We start from the raw sequence: 18,258 nt of genomic DNA on the forward strand, positions 1-18,258 counted from the left end.
ACATTGCCCCGTCGGGTGCGCAACTCGCGGGCGGTGCCTAACCGGTGGGGTGGCGGCGGGGGAGCAGCTCGATGCGGGACGGGTCGAAGACGCTGCGACTGGTGGACGACGCCGAGATCCGGATGCTGGCGAAGAAGTGCCGGAACACGGCGGCCCGGCGCCCCGGGCTCAGCCGGGACCAGCCGAACCGGGCGGCCGGCCCGACCGGCACGCCGTCCAGCACCGGCACCGACTGCGCTTCCAGCAGGGCGATGGCCCGCTCGGCGACGTGTGCCTCCAACGACTCGGCGGCGATGTGCCGCGAACAGTGCTCGGCATCCAGGCTGCTGCTGGAGGTGCAGGCGTAGGTGGGATAGCCGCCGATGGTCGAGCCCACCATGTGCCGCTCGCACCGGGTGCAGCGCAGCAGCGACGTCAGCGGATACTCGCGGCGCGGCCGGCGGTTGGCGGCCCGGGCCCTCGCCCGCTCGTCGCGCAGCTGCTGCGCCGCCTCCCAGTCGGCGACGCTGACGCAGGGCGGCCAGTCGGCGGTCACGTAACTGCCGTCCGGGGCGCGGACGATGGTGCCGTCGAGTACCCGCAGCCCGGCGTAGCGCGGGGCCTCCAGCAGCCGGCCCACCCCGCTGACCGTCCAGCGGTTGCCGTAGGCCGTGGCGATTTGACGGGCGTTCAGGTCGACCGCCAGCGCGCGGAGCGAATCTCCGGCCAGGAACCGCGCGAACACCTCCCGGACCACCTCGGCCTCCTCCTCGATCAGGGCGGTCATCCCGGTGGTGTAGCCGAACCGCCGCAATCCGCCGCCGTGCGTGCGCCCCTCGGCCGCCGCCCTGCGGTGGGCCCGGCGAGCCCGCGCCGAGGCCTCGCGCGCGGACCGGGCGGTGCGTTCGGCCCGCTCCAGCAACTCCTCGCGCACCTCGGGATCGTTCACGTCCCGGGGGTGGCCGTACAGCCGCAGGTCGTACTCGGTGGCCAGCTCCAGCAGTTCGGCGAACGCGCAGGCGTGGCGCTCCAACTGCTCGGCCTGCGGCAGCAGTAGTCGTCGCACCTCGCGCCGTCGCACCGACGCCAGCAGGCTCCGCCACCCCGGGGTCGCGCGCTCGCTGCCGGTGGGGCCGGCGGGCGGCCGGGAATCGGTGAACACCTGGTCGCCGGCCACCGCGAGCCCCAGGACGGCGGCCTGCTCGTAGGCCAGGGCCAGTTGGACGTCCAGTGCCGCGCGCCGGTCGCGCGCGGTGCCGGGCCCGGCCGATCGGGACGGGCTGCTCGGCCAGCAGTACACCGCGGCACGCCGCGCGGTGTCGCTGCCGGGAGTGGATGGGGGCACGGTCTGGTCCTCGGTGTGGGCATGGCTCCGCCCCTTTGACGGTGTCGTCGACCGGGACCGGTCATGGCGGCGCACGGAAGCCGCCCGGAGCCATCAGGCAAGGGCAGCCTAAGGAAGGCTAGCCTATCCTCACGAGGTGGGCGTGCACTAGGGGACCAGGTGGAACGTCGGCTGACGGTGCATCAGGAAGCCGGTGTGCGAGATGTTCCAGGCATAGGCGCCGGCCAGCCCGAAGACCACCCGGTCACCGGTGCGCAGCCGGTCGACCGGCACCCGCCGCGCCAGCGCGTCCTTGGGCGTGCACAGCTGTCCGCACAGGCTCACCCGCTCGCCCGCCACCTCGCCCCGGGGCCACGGGTGCGGCCAGTCGGCGACCGGCAGCACCGTGAACGGCTGGTCGTGGCCGCGGGCGGCCGGAGTGCGCAGGTGGTGGGTGCCGCCCCGGACCACCGCGAACGCTTCGCCGTGACTGCGCTTCACCTCCAGTACCTCCGTCACGTACCACCCGGAATACGCGGTGACCGCCCGTCCGGGTTCGATCCGCAGCCGCAGCCCGGGGTGGCGGCCCAGCAGCCGGGCGAGGCCGCCTCCGTAGCCGGTCCAGTCGAACCGGGCGGCCGGATCCGTGTAGTCCACCGCCATGCCGCCGCCCAGGTTGACCTCGTCGATCGGCGAACCGGCGGCTGCCGCCCGGGCCACCGCCCAATCGGTGATCCGCTCGGCCAGCGCCAGCAGTGCCGGCGCGTCCAACCCGCTGGCCAGGTGCGCGTGGAAGCCGCGCAGCCGCAGACCCGCGAACGGCTCGGTGGCGAGCAGCCGCAGGCACTCGTCGAGGTCCGCCGGGTCCAGGCCGAACGGGGTCGGCCGGCCGCCCATCGCGAGCGGGACGCCGGCCAGGGCGTCACCGGTCACCGGCAGGTTGACCCGCAGCAGGACGTCCAGACCGCCGCGGGGCCGTCGCGCGGCGAGCCGGTGCAGCTCCGCCACGCTCTCCACGTGCCAGCGGTGCACCCCTGCTTCGAGTGCGGTCGTCAGCTCCTCATCGGTCTTGCCCGGGCCGCCGAACGCCAGCGGCGCGCCCGGCACGGCCGTCCGGAGGTGCGCCAACTCGCCTCCGGAGGAGACTTCGTAGCCGTCCACGCACTCCCGCAGCGCGGTCAGCAGCGCCGGGTCGGGATTGGCCTTGGCGGCGTAGTGGAACTCGACCCGGTCCGGCAGCGCCGCCCGGATCGCGGCCGCATGGACGCGCAGCGCGGTGAGATCGTAGAGGTAGGCCGGCAAGCTGTCGACGGGCAGCGCGGCGGCGCGCTCCAGGACGGCAGGGGTGGCGAGGGACAACGGGGATGCTCCTTCAGTTGCGGGCACGGACGGCCTGGTCGATGACGGCGGCGGCCAACGGCGAGGCCAGGCGCACGTATCCGGCCGCCCGATCGGCCTTGCGCTCCCAACGGGTCAGGAGGTTGGCCTTCGCAGGCAGCGGCACCCCGGCCAGCAGGCCGCGCAGCCGGGGCGGGCAGGCCTGCCGGTCGTCGGCGAACTCCTGCAGGACGAGGCGCACTTCGTCCCACAACCGCGGTTCCAGCGCGGGGCACTGGTCGGCGATCACCGCGAGCAGCTCGGCCACGTGGTTGACCAGCAGGCAGTACACCACCCGGTCCCAGCCGCGTTGCGCGTCATAGGTCATCGGCCCGGCCACCGCCGGAGGTAGGCCGGCGAGCAGCGCGGCATGGTGCTCGGGCAGCAGCTTGGTCCCCTCCAGGTCGCGGAAGAGCACCTGCCGGGGGCGCCCGTCGGCATCGACCCCGATCACCACGTTCTGCAGGTGCGGTTCCAGCACCACGCCGTGGTCGAAGTAGGCGGCCAGTACCGGTGGCAGCAGCAGCCGCAGGTAGTCGACCCACCAGGAGAGCAGCTCGGCCGGACCGGCGTCCGGGAGCAGCCGGGCGAACTGCGCCGAGCTGGTCGGGTACTCGTCCGCCACGGCGCCGGCCAGCAGTGCCGTCAGGCCGGGCCGGAGCCGGGCCGCGAGGTCCTCCCGGACGATCAGGCCGAGACCCTCGAAGAGGGCGCCCGAGGTGTCACCGGGAAGAGCCGGCGCGCGGAATGCGGGCTCGCGCAGCATGGCGGCGTCCGGGAAGCGGACGGCCAGGTCGTCCAGTGCGGGCGCCAGCAGCTCGGTCAGTGCGACGGCGCCGGTCAGCTCGTGGGCGGCGTTCCTCCGCAGGCAGTTGGTGATCCGCACGTTCAGGCTGAACTTGAGGAACGCACCGGCGCCGTGCAGGGTGCGGACCGAGGCGGTGGCGGTGAACTCCGGGCCGCCGGTGCCCAGATCGAGCACCTCGCCGCGCTCCAGTGCGGCCCGCAAGACGGGGTGGTCGGCGAGCAGTCGGTGCTGCCACGGGTGCGCGGGCAGCAGCCGGTAGCCGGCCGGCACCCCGCACAGCCCGTCCAGCACGGCCGTGGCCGCGGGGTCGACGCTGCGTTCGGCGATCAGCTCCTGGCGCACCGCCAGGTACCGCAGCGGGAAGGCGGCACGGGCCTCCGGCGCGTAGGCGGTCCAGGGGTCCGGCTCGGCGCCGCGCGCCGTGCGGGACTTGGGTGTCGGGTGGAAGCGGTGGCCGAAGAGCAGCGCCTGCTCCGACTCCAGGTAGCGGTCCGGTCCGGCCGCCGGCCGCCCGGCCAGCGCGGCCTCGACGCCCTGCGCGCTGGAGGCCAGCTGGCCGAGGAACTCGTCGTTGGCGACGCCGGTGCGCAGCGTCAGCTCAGCCTGCACCAGCTCGGCCAACTCCCGCCAGCCGAGCGCCGACCAGCCGCCGCCGGTCGCCGACTCCACGGGCCCCGCGAACCGGTGGGCACCCAGCAGCGAGGTGCGGCGCAGCGCCACCCGCAGCAGCGCCCCGCGCCTCGGCAGGCGCAGCAGCAGCCGCCCGTCGGAGACGGCGGTCTGGTGTTCGGGGCCGGAGACCTCGCGGAGCAGGCAGTTGAGCAGGGTGTGGGCGACGGCCAGGTCGGCGGTGGGCAGGGCGGTGGCTGCGGTGGGGGTGGGCGAAGGCGGCATCAGCGGTTCCTGGAGTTGCTGGCGGAAGGGGCGGAGCGGGGGAGGATGCGCAGGGCGCAGCAGAGCGCGGCGATGAGGGCGGCGGCAGCGCCGAACAGCACCGGACTGCCGGGGCCGAACGCGGAGTTGACCAGTGCGGCGACCGCTCCGGCGGCCACCGCGCCGCCCTTGGAGGCGAGTTCGAGGGTGCCGAAGAGCCGCCCTGGGGCCCGGCCGTGCGCCGCCGCCGCGGCCAGCACCGCCAGGCAGACCAGACCGAGGGTCATGCCGAGGCCGAGCACCAGGCGGGTGAGCGCGAACGCCGCCGTGCTGTGCGCCGGGGCGTGCCCGGCGGACCCGGCCGCGACCAGCAGGAGCCCGAGCGCCAGCCCGGCCCGCGGCCGCTGCTGCACGGCGCGGTGCACCCGGGAGGCGAGCAGCAGGTAGCACAGGTGCGGCAGGGCGAAGAGCAGCCCCGCCGCCGTGGAGTCGAGCCCGGGCACGCGTTGCCGCACCAGGGCGATCAGATAGGGGAACGAGACGACGGTGGCGAAGACGAAGGCGAACTCCGCGGCGCAGAGCGCCCGCACGGCCGAAGCGGGAGCCCCGGCGCCGCCCTCGGGCGGTACACCGGTGAGTCGGCGCGGCTCCGGTAGCCGAGTGAGCGACACGGCCGCGGCGAGCGGCAGCAGGGCCATCACCACGTACTGGCGGTGCGGCGACAGCCAGGGCGACAGCGCGCCCACCAGGATCGGCGCGGCCACCAGCGCGGCCCGGGCGCTGCCCTGCAGCAGGGTGAGCGCCCTGGAGAGCCCCGGGCCCTCCAGGGCCGCGGCGAGGTAGCCGTTGGTGGCGGCGAAGGTGCCGCCGAGGAAGCCCTGCAGCACCAGGGCCAGCGTGAACGCCCATAGGCTGTCGGCCAGCCCGGCCAGCAGGAAGGAGACGCCGAGCCCCAGTTGGGCGCGGAGCAGCAGCCGCCTGCGGCCGAACTGGTCGGCCAGCCGTCCCCAGAGCGGGGCGCCGAGCGCGCTGAACACCGTGGGCACGATGTAGAGCAGCCCCGCCCAGTGGCCGTGCGGATCGCCGAGCCCGGGCAGGATGGCCGTCAGGTAGGGCGGCAGTCCCAGGGCGGCGAACGACGCGACGAAGTAGCAGCCCGCGACGGCCCGCACCTGACTCCGGGAGAGTCCGGCCGGAAGGGACCGAGTCGACGGGTCGCAGGCAGTGGTGACCGTCATCGGCCCGCCAGGTAGTTGGGGCCGGTGGTGTAGTGCTTGTTGATGTCCGCCGCTCCGCTGCGCGCCTTGCCGTACAGGCTGCCCGCGCTCACCATCGCCTTGACCGGCAGGCGTTCGGCGTCCAGCAGCGCGGCCCGCAGCGGCTCGCCGACCGGTCCGAGGCGCTCGACCGCCTCGCCGAGTCGTTTGCGCAGCAGGCCCAGGGTGGTCTCCAGCGGTGCTCGGCCGTGCTCGGCCAGACCGAAGGCGAGGGCGGCGGTGCACAGGTGTCCGGTGATGGTGCTGAACAGGTCGGTCAACGCCCGGTCGTCCTCGGCGAGGATCCGCCGGTCGTCGAACGCGCGCTCTCCCAACGGCAGTCGGCAGCGCGCCCGGTTGATCCTGGGCCCGTCGTTGTCCTTGTACAGCAGCCGCAGCCTGGTGCGCCCGGCGGTGCGGTCCAGGAGCAGCGTGGTGTTCTGCTGGTGCGACTCCAGGGCGACGCCGTGGCTGAACAGCGTGGTCTGCCAGTCGAGCAGCAGCACGAGCAGCGCGTCGTAGAGCGCCACCGGGTCACCGCCGTAGAAGCGGTCGGCCAGCCGGTCGATCACCAGTCCGCCGCCCGGCTCGGCGGCCAGCAGCGCGGCCAGCGGCACGGCCGGCGACTCGGGAGCGGCCGGGAAGCGCCGCAGCAGCACCGCGAGCAGCTCGTGGCCGGCGTGCGCATGGCACTGCTCATCGGCCAGCAGCACCGTGGCGGCGAACCGCGGCTCGCGGGCGAGCACCTCGGCCAGCAGCCGCTGACCGGCGGCGCCGTCACGCAGGGTGCCGGGCTTGATGGTGCGCCGGTTGCGCAGCCCCAGGGTGGCGGTGTCCAGCGGCAGCTTGAGGTGGCACACCGGATCGTCCAGCACCGCGACCGTGCGCATCGACAGCGTGGGCCGCACGGCGAGGTACGGGCGTTCGGCCGGCACCGCGCGCTCGGCCAGCCCGGTCGCCCGCAGCGCCTCGGCCAGCGGTGCGCCGAACGACAACGGGTGGACGGGGATGGCGAGATGGCTGCCGTTCAGGGCCGGTAGGCCCAGCACGGCCGGCGTCGGCCACCAACCGGGCAGCGGTGCGCTGCCGTGCACGGTGAGCGCCTCGGCAGGCAGCGCCAACCAGCGCAGCTCGAAGGTGGGGTGGCACTCCGGGGCGTAGCGCAGCAGGTCGTCGGTGCCGAGCCCGGCCCGGCCGCGTGCGGTCGGATAGACCGGGTGGTCGAGATGGGCGGCGAGGCTGTCGAAGCCCAGACTGGCCAGCGGACCGCACCAGTTGGCCGGATCGCTGCCGTAGAGCTCGGTCAACTCAAGCAAAAGCGGCTGCAGTTGTCGCTCATGCAGGATCATGGTGGCAAGGGTCTGGCGGCACTCCTCGGTGAAGGCGGTGAATCCGCCGGCATCCACCGGATCGGCCAGGGCCCGGAACGCGGCGAGGATCTCCGGGAGACCACCGAGCGGCTTCCCGTCGACCTCCAACAGCGGGAGGCGGGCCCGCAGTTCGCACTGGAAGCCGTCCGGCTCCACGGGCAGTGCGATCCGCTCCTCGACGAGCACCAGCCAGGCGCCGTCCCTGCGGTGCCGGACCCTGCCGCGACTGCGCAGTCCGGCCACGTCCTCCCGCAGTAGCGCGCTGAGCACCCGCATGGTCAACTGCTCGGCGGCGCTCATGCGACCCGCCTCGCTCCGCTCGGCGGGCGCTTCGCGCACGCGCACCTCTTGACGATGACCTCGCTTCGCTCGCTCATCCGGTGATCTCCCAGCGGTGGTCGGCGATGAACTCGGCGACTGCCCGGTCGACGGCGCTCTGCTCGGGGCCGACCGCCCAGACCACGCCCAGGTAGTCGCGGTTGGTCCGGTAGTGCGGATGGTGCTCTCCCACCCCGCGCAGCGGCCGGTAGCGGAGCCGGACACCACCCGACCGGGCGGCGTCCTGTGGACCGGGTGCCGCCGTCAGGGTGCCGGCCCGGTCGGCGCAGACCACCTCGTTGCGGGCCCGCAGATCGCCGCGCAGGCCCAGGTCGGCGGGGAGCGACTCACCGAGGTGCACCCGCAGCACCTGCTCGAAGTACCGGATGCCCAGGACCTCCTGGAGCATCAGGTCGCACTGGTCGCCGATCGCCCGGTAGTTGACCTCGATGATCCGGGCCCTGCCGTCCGGCTGCACCACGAACTCGGTGTGGCAGGCGCCCAGTCCCACGCCGATCGCGTCCAACTGGGCCAGCACCTGCGCGGTCACCCCGGCGGGGTGGGCCGGGACGAACTCCAGCATCTCCTCGACGAAGTGCGGCGGCGGCGACAACCGGGTGCGGAAGCCGCCGAGTGCCACCCGGCGGTGCTGGTCGCCCAGCGTCTCCAGCGTGTTCAGCTGTCCGACCAGGAACTCCTCGACCACCAGCGCGGCACCGGGGCGCCGCTGCCGGATCTCGGTGCACCGGGCCAGCAGTTCGGCCAGGTCGGCGACCAGCACCACGTCCTCGCTGGCCACCCCCTCGCGCGGTTTGACCACGCAGGGGAACGGCGGCAGTTCGGCGGCGGCCGGATCCTGGTCGGCCGTGAGTTCGACGCTGTGCACGGTGTCCAGGCCGGCGGCAGCCAGCCGGCGGCGCAGTTCGGCCTTGTTCTTGGCGGCGAGCGTGGCGCGCCAGTCCTTGGCGGGCAGACCGAAGTACTCGGCGGCCAGCGCCGCCTGGGTCTGCAGATGGTCGCTGTTGGTGAACACGGCGGCCGGGCGGCCGTGGTGGGCCGAGATGATGCCGATCACCTCGCGGAAGTCGCCGACCCGGCACGCCACCACCTCGGCGGACAGGCCGTGTTCGGCGTGGGCGAGCCGGTGCGCGGCCGGGTCGTCGGTCAGCACGGTCACCGCCAGGCCGAGCCGGTGCGCGGCCGGCAGAAAGCCCTCGGACACGGAGTCGGTGGGGTTGTGGGCGAGCAGGTAGAGCCGCATGGCGTCCTCACGGATGGTGGTGGTCACTTCGGGGCGTCGACGCCGGCGGCCTCGGCGATGTCGTTCAGCATCCGGTCGGCGGCCTGCACACCGATGCCGGACATCCAGGTCTCGTCCGGAACGTTGAAGACCTTGCCGTTCTTGACCGCGTTGAGGCTCTGCCAGACCGGAGTGGACTGCACCTGGCTCTGCTGGGTCTTGGCCGGGTCGTCGGCCACGGTGACGAACACCAGGTCGGCGTCGGCCTTGTCGATCTGCTCGGGACTGACGTCCAGCATCGCGGAGTCGACGTCCTGGGAGGCCGGGCGGCGCAGGCCCACGTCCTGCAGCACGGTGCCGCTGAACGAAGCCCTCTGGTAGAGCCGGGTCGGGCCGGCCACGAAGCGCACCACCGAGGCGGTCGGCATGGTGCCGCCGTCCTTCGCCTTGATCTCCTCGCCCAGCTTCGCCGCCCGCGCCCGGTAGTCGGCCAGCGCCTTCCGGGCCGCGTCCTCCTTGCCGAGCGCCTTGGCGTAGAGCGTCAAATTGTCCTTCCAGGGCGCGCCGGTGGTCTGCGCGAAGACCGTCGGCGCGATCGCGTTGAGCTTGTCGAAGACCTTCTCGTGCCGCACCTTGGAGGAGAGGATCAGGTCGGGCTTGAGCGAGGCGATCAGCTCCAGGTCGGGTTCGGCCATCGGGCCGACGTCCTTCGTGCCCGCCAACTCGCCCTTCAGGTAGGACGGAAAGCCGCCGGTGGTCTTCAGGTGCGGGGAGACGGCGCCGACCGGGGTGATGCCGAGCAGCGTCACGTCGTCCAACTCGCCGCTGTCCAGCACCACGACGCGCTGCGGCCGGTTCTCGATCTCGGCGGTGCCCATCGCGTGCTGGACACTGCGCGGGAAGCCGGCGGCCGCGTCGTCGCCGACGGGGGAGGTGGTGCCCGCGGCCGGCTCGGGGGCGCCGCTGCCGCCGCACCCGGTGAGCAGGGCGGTGCCGACCGAGGCGGCGAGCAGAACGGCGGGTAGGCGCTTGTGCATGATGACGCTTTCGTTGTCGAAGGACATGACGGAGACTCAGCTGATCCTGCGAGCCCGGGGGATGACCAGCGGGGTGCCGGTCTCGGGATCGGGGACGACTTGGCAGGGCACCTCGAAGACCCGCTCCACCAGCTCGGCGTCCAGCACCTCGCCGGGCGGCCCGGCGGCGGCCAGCCGGCCTTGGTGGAGCACCACCAGGTGGTCGGCGTAGCGGGCGGCCTGGCCGAGGTCGTGCAGCACCATGACGACGGTGCGGCCGAGTTCCCGGTGCAGGTCGGCCACCAGGTCGAGGACGTCCAGCTGGTGGCGCAGGTCCAGGAAGGTGGTGGGCTCGTCCAGCAGCAGCAGTTCGGTGTCCTGGGCGAGGGTGAGCGCGATCCAGGCGCGTTGGCGTTGGCCGCCGGAGAGCCGGTCCACCGGTTGGTCGCGCAGCTCGGTGGTGCCGGTGCGGTGCAGCGCGCGCTCCACGGCCTGCTGGTCGGCGGCCGACCACGGGCTGAGCAGGCGCTGGTGCGGATGGCGCCCGAGCCGCACCAGGCCCTCCACGGTGATCGCCTCGGGGGTGACCGGCTGCTGCGGCAGCAGGCCGAGCCGCTTGGCCAGTGCGCGGGCGGGCATCCGGTGCAGGTCGGCGCCGTCCAGGGTGACGCTGCCGGCGGTCGGGTCGAGCAGTCGGGCCAGCCCGCGCAGCAGCGTCGACTTGCCGCAGGCGTTGGGGCCGACCACGGCGGTGATCGCACCGCCGGGCAGCGCCAAGTCCAGACCGTCGACCACGGTCCGGTCGCTGTAGCGCAACCTCAGTCGCCGGGTGGCCAGTTGGTTCCTCACGGGGCGCTCCGATCGTGACGGGTCAGCAGGAAGAGCAGCCAGGGCGCGCCCAGGGTGGCGGTGGCGGCGCCGACCGGCAGGCCCCGCAGTGGCAGCAGGTGCAGCACCAGCACGTCGGCGCCGAGCAGCAGCAGCGCACCGGTGAGCGCGGTCAGCAGCAGGGTGCCGGGCGTCGGCGGCCCGGCCAGCAGCCGCACCAGGTGCGGCACGGCCAGCGCCACGAACCCGACCGGGCCACTGAGCGCGGCTGCCAGCGACGCCAACGCAATGGCCAGCAGCAGGATCTGGAGCCGGGCGCGGTCCGGGCGCAGGCCCAGGCCGCCGGCCGACTCGTCGCCGAGGTCCAGCACCGCTGCCCGCCGGTCCAGCAGCAGCGCCGCGACCAGCAGCACGGCCACCGCCGTGCCGCCCGCCCGGACCTCGGTCCAGGTGCGGCCGTAGAGCGAACCGGTGGTCCACTGCAGCGCCGAGGAGGCGAGTTCGGCGGGGAAGCGGACGATCATCAGGTTGACCGCCGCCGCCAGCCCGGCCTGTACCGCGAGCCCGACCAACACCAGCCGGCCGACCGCTGCCCGGGACCGCCAGGCGAACCCGCCGAGCAGCCCGGCGGCCACCAGTCCGCCGCCCAACGCGGCCAATGGGATCATGAGTTGGGATGCACCCAGGGCGAGCAGCAGCACCGCGCCGAAGGACGCGCCACCGGTCACCCCGATCACATCGGGCGAGGCCAGCGGATTGCGGAAGAGCCGTTGCAGCAGCCGGCCGGAGACCGCCAGGGCGCCACCCGCGATCAGCGCGGCCAGCACCCGGGGCGCCCGGAACTCGCGCACCACCAGCACATCCCCGCCCTGGCCGAAGCCGAACAGCGCACGCAGCGCGGTGGCCGGCGACATGGCGACCTGACCCAGACTGAGCGCGGTGGCGGTGAGGGCCGGCAGCAGCACCGCGGCAGCCAGGCAGCAGAGCACCGTTCGACGGTTCATCGGGCGGCTCGCCGGGCCAGCACCGCCAGCAGGGGCGCGCCGAGGAAGGCGGTGACGACGCCCGCCTCCAGCTCCGACGGGCGGGCCACCAGTCGGCCCAGCACGTCGGCGGCCAGGAGCAGGATCGGCCCCGCGAGGGCGCAGCCGGGCACCAGCCACCGCTGGTCGCCGCCGAGCAGCGACCGGACCAGGTGCGGCGCGGCCAGTCCGACGAAGGCGACCGGCCCGGCGGCGGCGACCGCGCCGGCGGCCAGCAGCACCACGGCCAGTGCGGCCGCCGTCCGGATCCGGCTGACCGGCACGCCGAGCGCCTGGGCGGTCTCCTCGCCGAGCGCGAGCGCGTTGAGCGCGGGCGCCACGGCGACCGCCAGCGCCAGGCCGGCCAGCAGCAACGGCCAGACCGGGACGAGGACTTCGAGCCCGCGCCCGTCGAGCGAACCGGCCAGCCAGAACCTCGCCTCGTCCAGGGTGCGGCGGCTGGCCAGCATCAGTGCGGAGGTCCAGGAGGCCAGCACCGCGGTCAGCACGGTGCCGCCGAGTGCGAGCCGGGTGGGATCCAACCCGCCGGCCCGCCGGGCCGTTACCTGCGCCGCCAGCCCGGCCAAGCCCGCGCCGGCCACCGCGAACCACACGTATTCCACCGGACGGCTGAGGTGCAGCGCGTAGATCGCGGTGACCACCGCGAAGCTCGCGCCGGCGTTGACACCGAGCGTGGTCGGCGAGGCCAGCGGATTGCGGGTCACGCCCTGGGCGACGGCCCCGGCCACCCCGAGCGCGGCGCCGACCACCAGGCCGAGCACCGTGCGCGGCAGTCGAAGGCCCGTCACCACCTGGGCGTCGGGCCCGGCGCCGGTGCGGCGGCCGAGAGCCGCCTCGATGACGGTCGACAGCGGGACGGTTCGCGACCCCAGGGCCAGGCTCAGGGCCACGCAGAGCAGCAGCAGGCAGAGCCCGAGGCCGAGCAGCAACGTCTGCCAGGTCACCGGGGATCGCCGCGCCGCGGCCGGAAGTTCGATTCTCAGCACGTGATCGATATTAGGTTAGGCAAACCTAAGTTCGTCAAATCACCGCTGGCGGTTACGGTGCGTCAGTGTAAGGTGAGGCTAACCTTAATCAGACGGCCGATGGCGGAGGTGGTGTCCGGTGCTCTCCGAGGTGTACCGGCGGCTGGCGGCGTGCGCTCCGGCCTGGCGGATGCGGCTGCTGAGCGGGCCTCAGGCGGCGCCCGGCCGGGGCTGGGTGTCGGCCGACGGATTCGCCGCTCGGATCGACGAACTGGTCGCGGGGGAGGCGGCCCGGATCCTGGCCGACCACGGCCGCGCGGTGCCCGCACACGTGGCCGCCTCCCGGCTGCTGCACCACTACCTGTGGTCGGCCTGTCTGCTGGCCGGCGGGCCGTGGTACCTGGCCGACCTGGTGCCCGAGTTGCACCCCGACCAGGTGTGGCTGCATCCCGCCTCCGGTGACCTCGCCTGCCGCCCGGGGCGCTGCCAGACCAGTGGCGCTCCCGACCGACTGCGATCTGTCGTCGGCGAGTTCGCCGAACCGACGGTCGCCGCCTTCCAGCCCGTCAGCCGCCGCGGTGCGCGCGCCCTGTGGGGCATGGTGGCGGACGACCTGGTTTCCGGCATCTGGTACCTCGGCCGGATGCTCGACCGCGAGGAACACGCCGTCGCCCGCGCCGCCGCGCTCCTGCCCGGCGGCACCACCCCGCTGCGCGGCCCGGCCGGCTTCCGCCGTTTGCCGGCCGGGGAGTTGACCAGGACCAGGGCGGGCTGCTGCATGTACTACGCGATCCGTCCGGCCGAGGCATGCCTGACCTGCCCGCGTGTCTGCGATGCGGAACGGGCCCGGCGGCTCACCGCCTGAGCTGTGCCCCCAGCACCGCCGGCGCATCGGCCAACGACGGCCCGTACCACGTCAGATGGCGCCCGCTCAGCAGTGCGGCCGGGACGCCGGGGAACGACTCCGGCCCGTCATCGGCGGTGAACCGGTAGGGCTCGTCCGGCAGCACCACCAACTCCGGCCCGGCGGCCAGCAGTTCGGGCAGCTTGAGGGCCGGATAGCGCTCCGGGTGCGCCTCGTACACGTTCCGCACGCCGAGCCGCCGCAGCAGATCGCCCGCGAAGGTGTCCCGGCCGAGCACCATCCACGGCCGCCGCCAGATCGGCACCACCGCCCGGCGCGCCGGACCGGTCGGCACCGGCAGCCGGGCCCAGGCGTGCTCCGCCCGCGCCAGCCAGCCCGGCCGCGGCAGCCCGCAGACCTCGGTGAGCAGGCGGTCCAGCGAACGGAACGCCTGGTCCAGCGAGCGCACCTCGGTGACGTGGACCGGCAGTCCCGCCGCCCGCAGCGCGGCCAGATCGGGCGCCCGGTTCTCCTCCTCGTTGGCGATCACCAGATCCGGCCGCAGTGCCTCGACCGCCGCCAGGTCGGGGTTCTTGGTGCCACCGATCCGCGCCACCCGCAGTCCCACCGGGTGGCTGCACCAGTCGGTGGCCCCGACCAGCAGGCCGGGCGCGGTCACCGCCACCGCCTCGGTGAGCGAGGGCACCAGCGACACCACCCGCCGCACGGGGCCGCACAGCGGGACCGGGTGGCCGAGGTCGTCGGTGGGGGAAGCGGTCACCGGGTCAGCGTAGTGGGCGGGTGCGCCGGGTGCTTGCCGCGGTTGCGGGCCCGGCCGTGAAGTCCGTCAGCCGGCGGCGCCGGGGTTGACGGCTCTCCCGGGCGGGCGGTCGAAGACGCAGTCACCGCACAGGCCGCCGCCCGGGATCCGGTAGTAGAGGCAGCAGCTGCTGCGCCGCAGTGAGCCGGGGTGAAGGGTGCCGAACAGCGGTTCGCGCGCCAGCAGTCCGGCGGTGATGACGGCCGCCCGGGACCGTTCCGGTTCGGCGAACCCCCGGCCCAGCTGCCGCGCCGTGCCGACCAGCGCCGACGCCGCGTTGCCCGCGAGCAGCCCGTCCGCGACGGGGGCAGCCGCGCGCACGGCGGCCGCCAGTGGCGCGAGCGCACCGGCGACCGCGGCCCGGTGCACGTCGTCGGCGGGCGCGGGACCGGCCGGGCGCAGTGCCGTGCCGGGCAGCCAGAGGTCCAGCGGGCCGTCCGCCGGCTGCCGCCAGTGCACACCGTCCGGATCGAACTCCGGCACCAGTCCACCGGCCATCAGCAGGCCCAGCGTGACCGACCAGAAGCGGGCGGCGAGCCCCAGGTGGGTGATGGACGCGGCCACCCGGGGCTCCGTCGTGCGCAGCTTCGCGGCGACCTCCCTGATCCGTGCTGCCAGTGGCGCGTCGGGGCCGGTCGAGAAGAGCGTGCGCAGCGGCTGGTACCCGCTCGGCGGGACGGTACCGGTCTCGACGGCGAAGTAGGGGCCGAGGGCGCAGACGCTGCGGAGCACCGCAGCCGGGTCGGGGGTCACGGGTCATGTCTACCGGATCTCGGTGGGCGCAGGGGCGGGCCGGGTAGCACCATGGGAAGCCGGAAGGGGGCGCGAGGAGGTAGGCGGCGATGGCCAGACCGATCTGGACGGGCACGCTCAGCTTCGGGCTGGTCGCGGTGCCGGTGGGGCTCTACTCGGCCACCGAGGACCATGCCGTGCACTTCCGGCAGCTGCAACGCGGCACCTCCGACCGGGTGCGCAACCAGCGGGTCAACGAGCGCACCGGCGAGGAGGTCGAATTCCGCGACATCGTCAAGGGCTACGAGCTGGCCGAGGGCGAGTACGTGGTGGTCGAGCCCGACGAACTGGAGCAGATCTCACCGGGACGGTCCAAGTCCATCGACATCAGCGGTTTCGTCGACCTGGGCCAGATCGACCCGATCTACTTCGACAAGACGTACTACCTCGGGCCGCGCGGCGCCGAGTACGCCAAGGTCTACGCGCTGCTGCACCGGGCGCTCGCCGAGACCAACCGGGCCGGGCTCGCCGACTTCGTGATGCGCGGCAAGCAGTACCTGGCGGCGGTCCGGGTGGAGGGCGACGTGCTGGTGCTGCAGACCATGCACTACGCGGACGAGGTGCGCGATCCGCACCGCGAGATCGACAACCTGCCGGACCAGCCGGTGAAACCCTCGCAGAAGGAGCTGGCGGTGGCCTGCCAGCTGATCGAGGCGCTCAGCACCGACTGGGAGCCGGCCGCCTACCACGACAACTACACCGCCCAGGTCCGCGAACTGGTGGAGGCCAAGCTGGAGGGCAAGGAGGTCGTGGTCGCCGAGCCGGCGCCGGAGTCGACCAATGTGGTGGACCTGATGGCGGTGCTGGAGCGCAGCCTCAAGCAGGCCGGCCAGGGCGGCGGCAAGGCGGAGGAGCTGACGGAGGAGCCGAAGGGGGCCAAGAAGAAGGCGTCCGGGCGGAAGGCGGCCGAGCGGAAGCCGGCCGAGCAGAGGGGCGAGGAGCAGCCGCCCGCCGAAGCGCAGGGCGACCTGGCGCAGCTGAGCAAGACCGAGCTCTACCAGCTGGCGACCGAGCGAGGGGTGCAGGGCCGCTCCGGAATGACCAGGGACCAGCTGCTGGCCGCCCTGCAGGGGGCGCCGCCGAAGAAACGCCGGCTGCGCGCGGCGTCGTAGCCGGCGTTGTGCGTTTGCGACCGCATGTCGTCGTGGCGGCGCGGCGGCAGGTCACGTGCGTTGTCGTGGTGGCGCGCCGTCACGTCAGTCACCGTGCGGCTACGCGGCGTCGTGACCGTGCGTCGTGATCGTGCGGCGCCGCCGGCCGGTGCCGTCAGCCGGGCAGGGTGCCGGCCGCGTCGGGGTCGGCCAGGGCGGCATGCGGGTCGCCGTGTTCGGTGACCCGTTCGGCCACGTCCTCGGGCGTGAACGTCAGGTCCTCCGGGCGGCGGCAGGCGGCCAGTTCCGACCAGTCGAGCGGCGCCGAGACGGCCGGTTCGGGCCGGGCCCGCAGCGAGTACGCAGCGGCCGTCGTCTTGGCACTGTTGTTCTGCGACCAGTCCACGAAGACCCGCCCGGGCCGCAGTTGCTTGGCCATCTGGTCGACCACCAGATCCGGCAGCGCCCGCCGCAGCCGCCGGGCCAATTTGCGGGCGTAAGCGGAGACTTGGTCGGCCGGTGGGTCGGCGAGCGGCACCGTCAGATGCAGCCCCTTGCTGCCGGTGGTCTTGGGGAAGGCCGTCAGACCGTCCGCGGCCAGCAGCTTGCGCGCGGTGAGCGCCACCACGCAGCACTCCAGCAGCCCGGCGCCCTCGCCCGGGTCCAGGTCGATGATCAGCCGGTCGTGGGTGTCGGGCCGACCCCGCCACTGCGGTACGTGGATCTCCAGGCAGCCCAGGTTGGCGGCCCAGAGCAGGGTCGGCAGATCGCCCACCACCACCTGCGGCATCGTCTCCTGACGGTGGGTCACCGGTAGCCGCGGCACCCAGGCCGGTGATCCGGGCGGCACCCGCTTGGCCCAGAACTGCTGCCCGGTGACCCCCTCCGGCAGCCGCAGGAAGCTGGCCGGCCGCCCCGCCAGGTGCGGCAGCATGGCCGGCGCCACCGCGGTGTAGTAGCGCAGCATCGCGGCCTTGGTGAAACCGGTGCCGGGGTAGAGGACACGGTCCAGGTGGGTCAGCCGCAGCCGGTGGCCCGCCACCTCGGTGACCGTCGCCGTCGGGTCGGTCATGGCACCGATACTGGCAGGCCGCCCGCCCCCGCGCCCGCTGGACGCGCGGCGGCGTGCCGGGTGCCGGACGATGGGGGCATGGATCCTGTCGAGGCCCTGGAGCGGATCGCCTTCCTGCTGGAGCGGGAGCACGCCTCCACCTACCGGGTGCAGGCGTTCCGCAACGCCGCCGACGTGGTGCGCAACAGGTCCGAGCTGCCCCGCACGACCGGCGGGCTGGCCGACCTGCCCGGGATCGGCCCGGTGACCGCCACCGTGATCGCCGAGGCGCTGGCCGGACGGACCCCGGACTACCTGACCGAGGTCGAGGCGCGGGCCGATCGGGCGCTACCGCCGCTCACCGGAGCGGCGGCCGACCTGCGGGCCGCCTTGCGCGGCGACTGCCACCTGCACTCCAGCTGGTCGGACGGCGGCAGCCCGATCGAGGCGATGGCCCGCGCCGCACGGGAGTTGGGCCATGACTGGGCGGTGTTGACCGACCACTCGCCGCGCCTGACCGTGGCCCGCGGGCTGAGCCCGGAGCGGCTGCGCGAGCAACTCACGGTGGTCGCCGAGGTGAACCGGCGGGTGGAGCCGTTCCGGCTGCTCACCGGGATCGAGTGCGACATCCTGGAGGACGGCTCGCTGGACCAGGAGGACGAGCTGCTCGCCGAGTTGGACGTGGTGGTGGCGTCGGCCCACTCCAAGCTGCGGATGGCCGAGGTGCCGATGACCCGCCGACTGCTGGCCGCGGTGCGCAATCCGCTGGTCGACGTCTTGGGCCACTGCACCGGACGGCTGCTCGGCCCGGAGCAGCGGGGTGGCGGACGCAGTGTGCGCGGTGGTGGCAAAGGACGTCCGGAGTCGAGCTTCGACGCGGCGCGGGTGTTCGCCGCCTGTGCCGAGCACAACACCGCCGTCGAGATCAACTCCCGCCCGGAGCGTCTGGATCCGCCGATGCGGCTGCTGCGCGAGGCGGAACAGGCGGGCTGCCTCTTCGCGTTGGACACCGACGCCCACGCACCGGGCCAACTCGCCTGGCAGGACTACGGTTGCGAGCGGGCCGCCGAGGCGGGCGTGCCGGCGTCGCGGGTGATCACCACCTGGACGACGGACCGGCTGCTCGACTGGGCGCGCGACAGGCAGGGCCGGTAGCGGCGGTCCCAGCACCACGCCCTGCGCACCGGCGTCGATCGCGGCGTTGGGTGGCAGCTCGCAGGTGTGGACCTGGTCCAACGGCACCCTGACCCACGCCACATTGGC

The 18,258-nt window shown here is 74.1% G+C and carries 16 protein-coding genes; 3 read left to right on the plus strand and 13 right to left on the minus strand.

Features of this window, described 5'->3' with window-relative positions:
* Nucleotides 1-37: 37 nt before the first annotated feature.
* From LN042_RS37815 to LN042_RS26900, 10 genes are all read right to left on the minus strand, one after another.
* Nucleotides 38-1,324: a recombinase family protein gene (locus LN042_RS37815; protein ID WP_230053962.1), complete on the minus strand. Its 1,287-nt coding sequence runs from the start codon at nucleotides 1,322-1,324 to the stop codon at nucleotides 38-40.
* Between the two features lie 147 nt (nucleotides 1,325-1,471).
* A complete protein-coding gene (locus LN042_RS26860) occupies nucleotides 1,472-2,662 on the minus strand; it encodes a type III PLP-dependent enzyme (protein ID WP_230053963.1) in 1,191 nt (396 codons plus the stop codon).
* A 13-nt stretch (nucleotides 2,663-2,675) separates the two neighbouring features.
* Nucleotides 2,676-4,382 (minus strand): IucA/IucC family protein, encoded by a 1,707-nt coding sequence (locus LN042_RS26865; RefSeq protein ID WP_230053964.1) that lies wholly within the window; start codon nucleotides 4,380-4,382, stop codon nucleotides 2,676-2,678.
* On the minus strand, nucleotides 4,382-5,599 hold the full coding sequence (locus LN042_RS26870; protein WP_230053965.1) for an MFS transporter: 1,218 nt from the start codon (nucleotides 5,597-5,599) through the stop codon (nucleotides 4,382-4,384). Before LN042_RS26870 ends, LN042_RS26865 begins: the two co-directional genes overlap by 1 nt.
* On the minus strand, nucleotides 5,596-7,287 hold the full coding sequence (locus tag LN042_RS26875) for an IucA/IucC family protein (RefSeq protein ID WP_230053979.1): 1,692 nt from the start codon (nucleotides 7,285-7,287) through the stop codon (nucleotides 5,596-5,598). Before LN042_RS26875 ends, LN042_RS26870 begins: the two co-directional genes overlap by 4 nt.
* Before the next feature lie 73 nt (nucleotides 7,288-7,360).
* A complete protein-coding gene (locus tag LN042_RS26880; protein WP_230053980.1) occupies nucleotides 7,361-8,566 on the minus strand; it encodes an ATP-grasp domain-containing protein in 1,206 nt (401 codons plus the stop codon).
* Nucleotides 8,567-8,589: 23 nt separating this feature from the next.
* On the minus strand, nucleotides 8,590-9,609 hold the full coding sequence (locus tag LN042_RS26885) for an ABC transporter substrate-binding protein (RefSeq protein ID WP_230053966.1): 1,020 nt from the start codon (nucleotides 9,607-9,609) through the stop codon (nucleotides 8,590-8,592).
* A gap of 9 nt (nucleotides 9,610-9,618) precedes the next feature.
* Nucleotides 9,619-10,410: an ABC transporter ATP-binding protein gene (locus LN042_RS26890; RefSeq protein ID WP_230053967.1), complete on the minus strand. Its 792-nt coding sequence runs from the start codon at nucleotides 10,408-10,410 to the stop codon at nucleotides 9,619-9,621.
* The gene (locus LN042_RS26895; RefSeq protein WP_230053968.1) at nucleotides 10,407-11,393 is read right to left on the minus strand and encodes a FecCD family ABC transporter permease; all 987 of its coding nucleotides are present in this window, start codon (nucleotides 11,391-11,393) and stop codon (nucleotides 10,407-10,409) included. Before LN042_RS26895 ends, LN042_RS26890 begins: the two co-directional genes overlap by 4 nt.
* Nucleotides 11,390-12,409, minus strand: a complete 1,020-nt coding sequence (locus tag LN042_RS26900; protein WP_230053981.1) for a FecCD family ABC transporter permease — start codon at nucleotides 12,407-12,409, stop codon at nucleotides 11,390-11,392. Before LN042_RS26900 ends, LN042_RS26895 begins: the two co-directional genes overlap by 4 nt.
* Nucleotides 12,410-12,536: 127 nt before the next feature.
* On the opposite strand from LN042_RS26900, the gene LN042_RS26905 reads away from it, so the two are divergent.
* Nucleotides 12,537-13,262 carry a (2Fe-2S)-binding protein gene (locus tag LN042_RS26905; RefSeq protein ID WP_230053969.1) on the plus strand — a complete coding sequence of 242 codons (726 nt, stop codon included), beginning with the start codon at nucleotides 12,537-12,539 and terminating at the stop codon, nucleotides 13,260-13,262.
* Here the strand turns inward: LN042_RS26905 and LN042_RS26910 are convergent.
* Together LN042_RS26910 and LN042_RS37820 are read right to left on the minus strand one after the other, a co-directional pair.
* Nucleotides 13,252-14,022, minus strand: a complete 771-nt coding sequence (locus LN042_RS26910) for a helical backbone metal receptor (protein WP_230053970.1) — start codon at nucleotides 14,020-14,022, stop codon at nucleotides 13,252-13,254. The two genes, LN042_RS26905 and LN042_RS26910, sit on opposite strands and share 11 nt — an antisense overlap.
* Nucleotides 14,023-14,088: 66 nt before the next feature.
* Nucleotides 14,089-14,814: a (2Fe-2S)-binding protein gene (locus LN042_RS37820; protein ID WP_230053971.1), complete on the minus strand. Its 726-nt coding sequence runs from the start codon at nucleotides 14,812-14,814 to the stop codon at nucleotides 14,089-14,091.
* Nucleotides 14,815-14,903: 89 nt separating this feature from the next.
* Here LN042_RS37820 and ku point away from each other — a divergent pair, with 89 nt between their 5' ends.
* A complete protein-coding gene (gene ku / locus LN042_RS26920) occupies nucleotides 14,904-15,965 on the plus strand; it encodes a non-homologous end joining protein Ku (protein WP_230053972.1) in 1,062 nt (353 codons plus the stop codon).
* 154 nt (nucleotides 15,966-16,119) lie between these two features.
* On the opposite strand, the gene ligD is transcribed toward ku, so the two are convergent.
* Nucleotides 16,120-17,016: a non-homologous end-joining DNA ligase gene (gene ligD, locus LN042_RS26925; protein ID WP_230053973.1), complete on the minus strand. Its 897-nt coding sequence runs from the start codon at nucleotides 17,014-17,016 to the stop codon at nucleotides 16,120-16,122.
* A 78-nt stretch (nucleotides 17,017-17,094) separates the two neighbouring features.
* Here ligD and LN042_RS26930 point away from each other — a divergent pair, with 78 nt between their 5' ends.
* Nucleotides 17,095-18,150 (plus strand): PHP domain-containing protein, encoded by a 1,056-nt coding sequence (locus tag LN042_RS26930; protein ID WP_230053974.1) that lies wholly within the window; start codon nucleotides 17,095-17,097, stop codon nucleotides 18,148-18,150.
* Nucleotides 18,151-18,258 lie beyond the last annotated feature (108 nt).

Source organism: Kitasatospora humi (assembly GCF_020907985.1).
Classification (GTDB): domain Bacteria; phylum Actinomycetota; class Actinomycetes; order Streptomycetales; family Streptomycetaceae; genus Kitasatospora; species Kitasatospora humi.

Bases quoted from the DNA above. Each gene is read 5' to 3' on its own strand.
- LN042_RS26880 (WP_230053980.1), bottom strand. From the start codon at position 8,566: ATGCGGCTCTACCTGCTCGCCCACAACCCCACCGACTCCGTGTCCGAG.
- LN042_RS26870 (WP_230053965.1), bottom strand. From the start codon at position 5,599: ATGACGGTCACCACTGCCTGCGACCCGTCGACTCGGTCCCTTCCGGCC.
- ligD (WP_230053973.1), bottom strand. From the start codon at position 17,016: ATGACCGACCCGACGGCGACGGTCACCGAGGTGGCGGGCCACCGGCTG.
- LN042_RS26875 (WP_230053979.1), bottom strand. From the start codon at position 7,287: ATGAGCGCCGCCGAGCAGTTGACCATGCGGGTGCTCAGCGCGCTACTG.
- LN042_RS26885 (WP_230053966.1), bottom strand. From the start codon at position 9,609: ATGTCCTTCGACAACGAAAGCGTCATCATGCACAAGCGCCTACCCGCC.
- LN042_RS26930 (WP_230053974.1), top strand. From the start codon at position 17,095: ATGGATCCTGTCGAGGCCCTGGAGCGGATCGCCTTCCTGCTGGAGCGG.
- LN042_RS26865 (WP_230053964.1), bottom strand. From the start codon at position 4,382: ATGCCGCCTTCGCCCACCCCCACCGCAGCCACCGCCCTGCCCACCGCC.
- ku (WP_230053972.1), top strand. From the start codon at position 14,904: ATGGCCAGACCGATCTGGACGGGCACGCTCAGCTTCGGGCTGGTCGCG.
- LN042_RS26895 (WP_230053968.1), bottom strand. From the start codon at position 11,393: ATGAACCGTCGAACGGTGCTCTGCTGCCTGGCTGCCGCGGTGCTGCTG.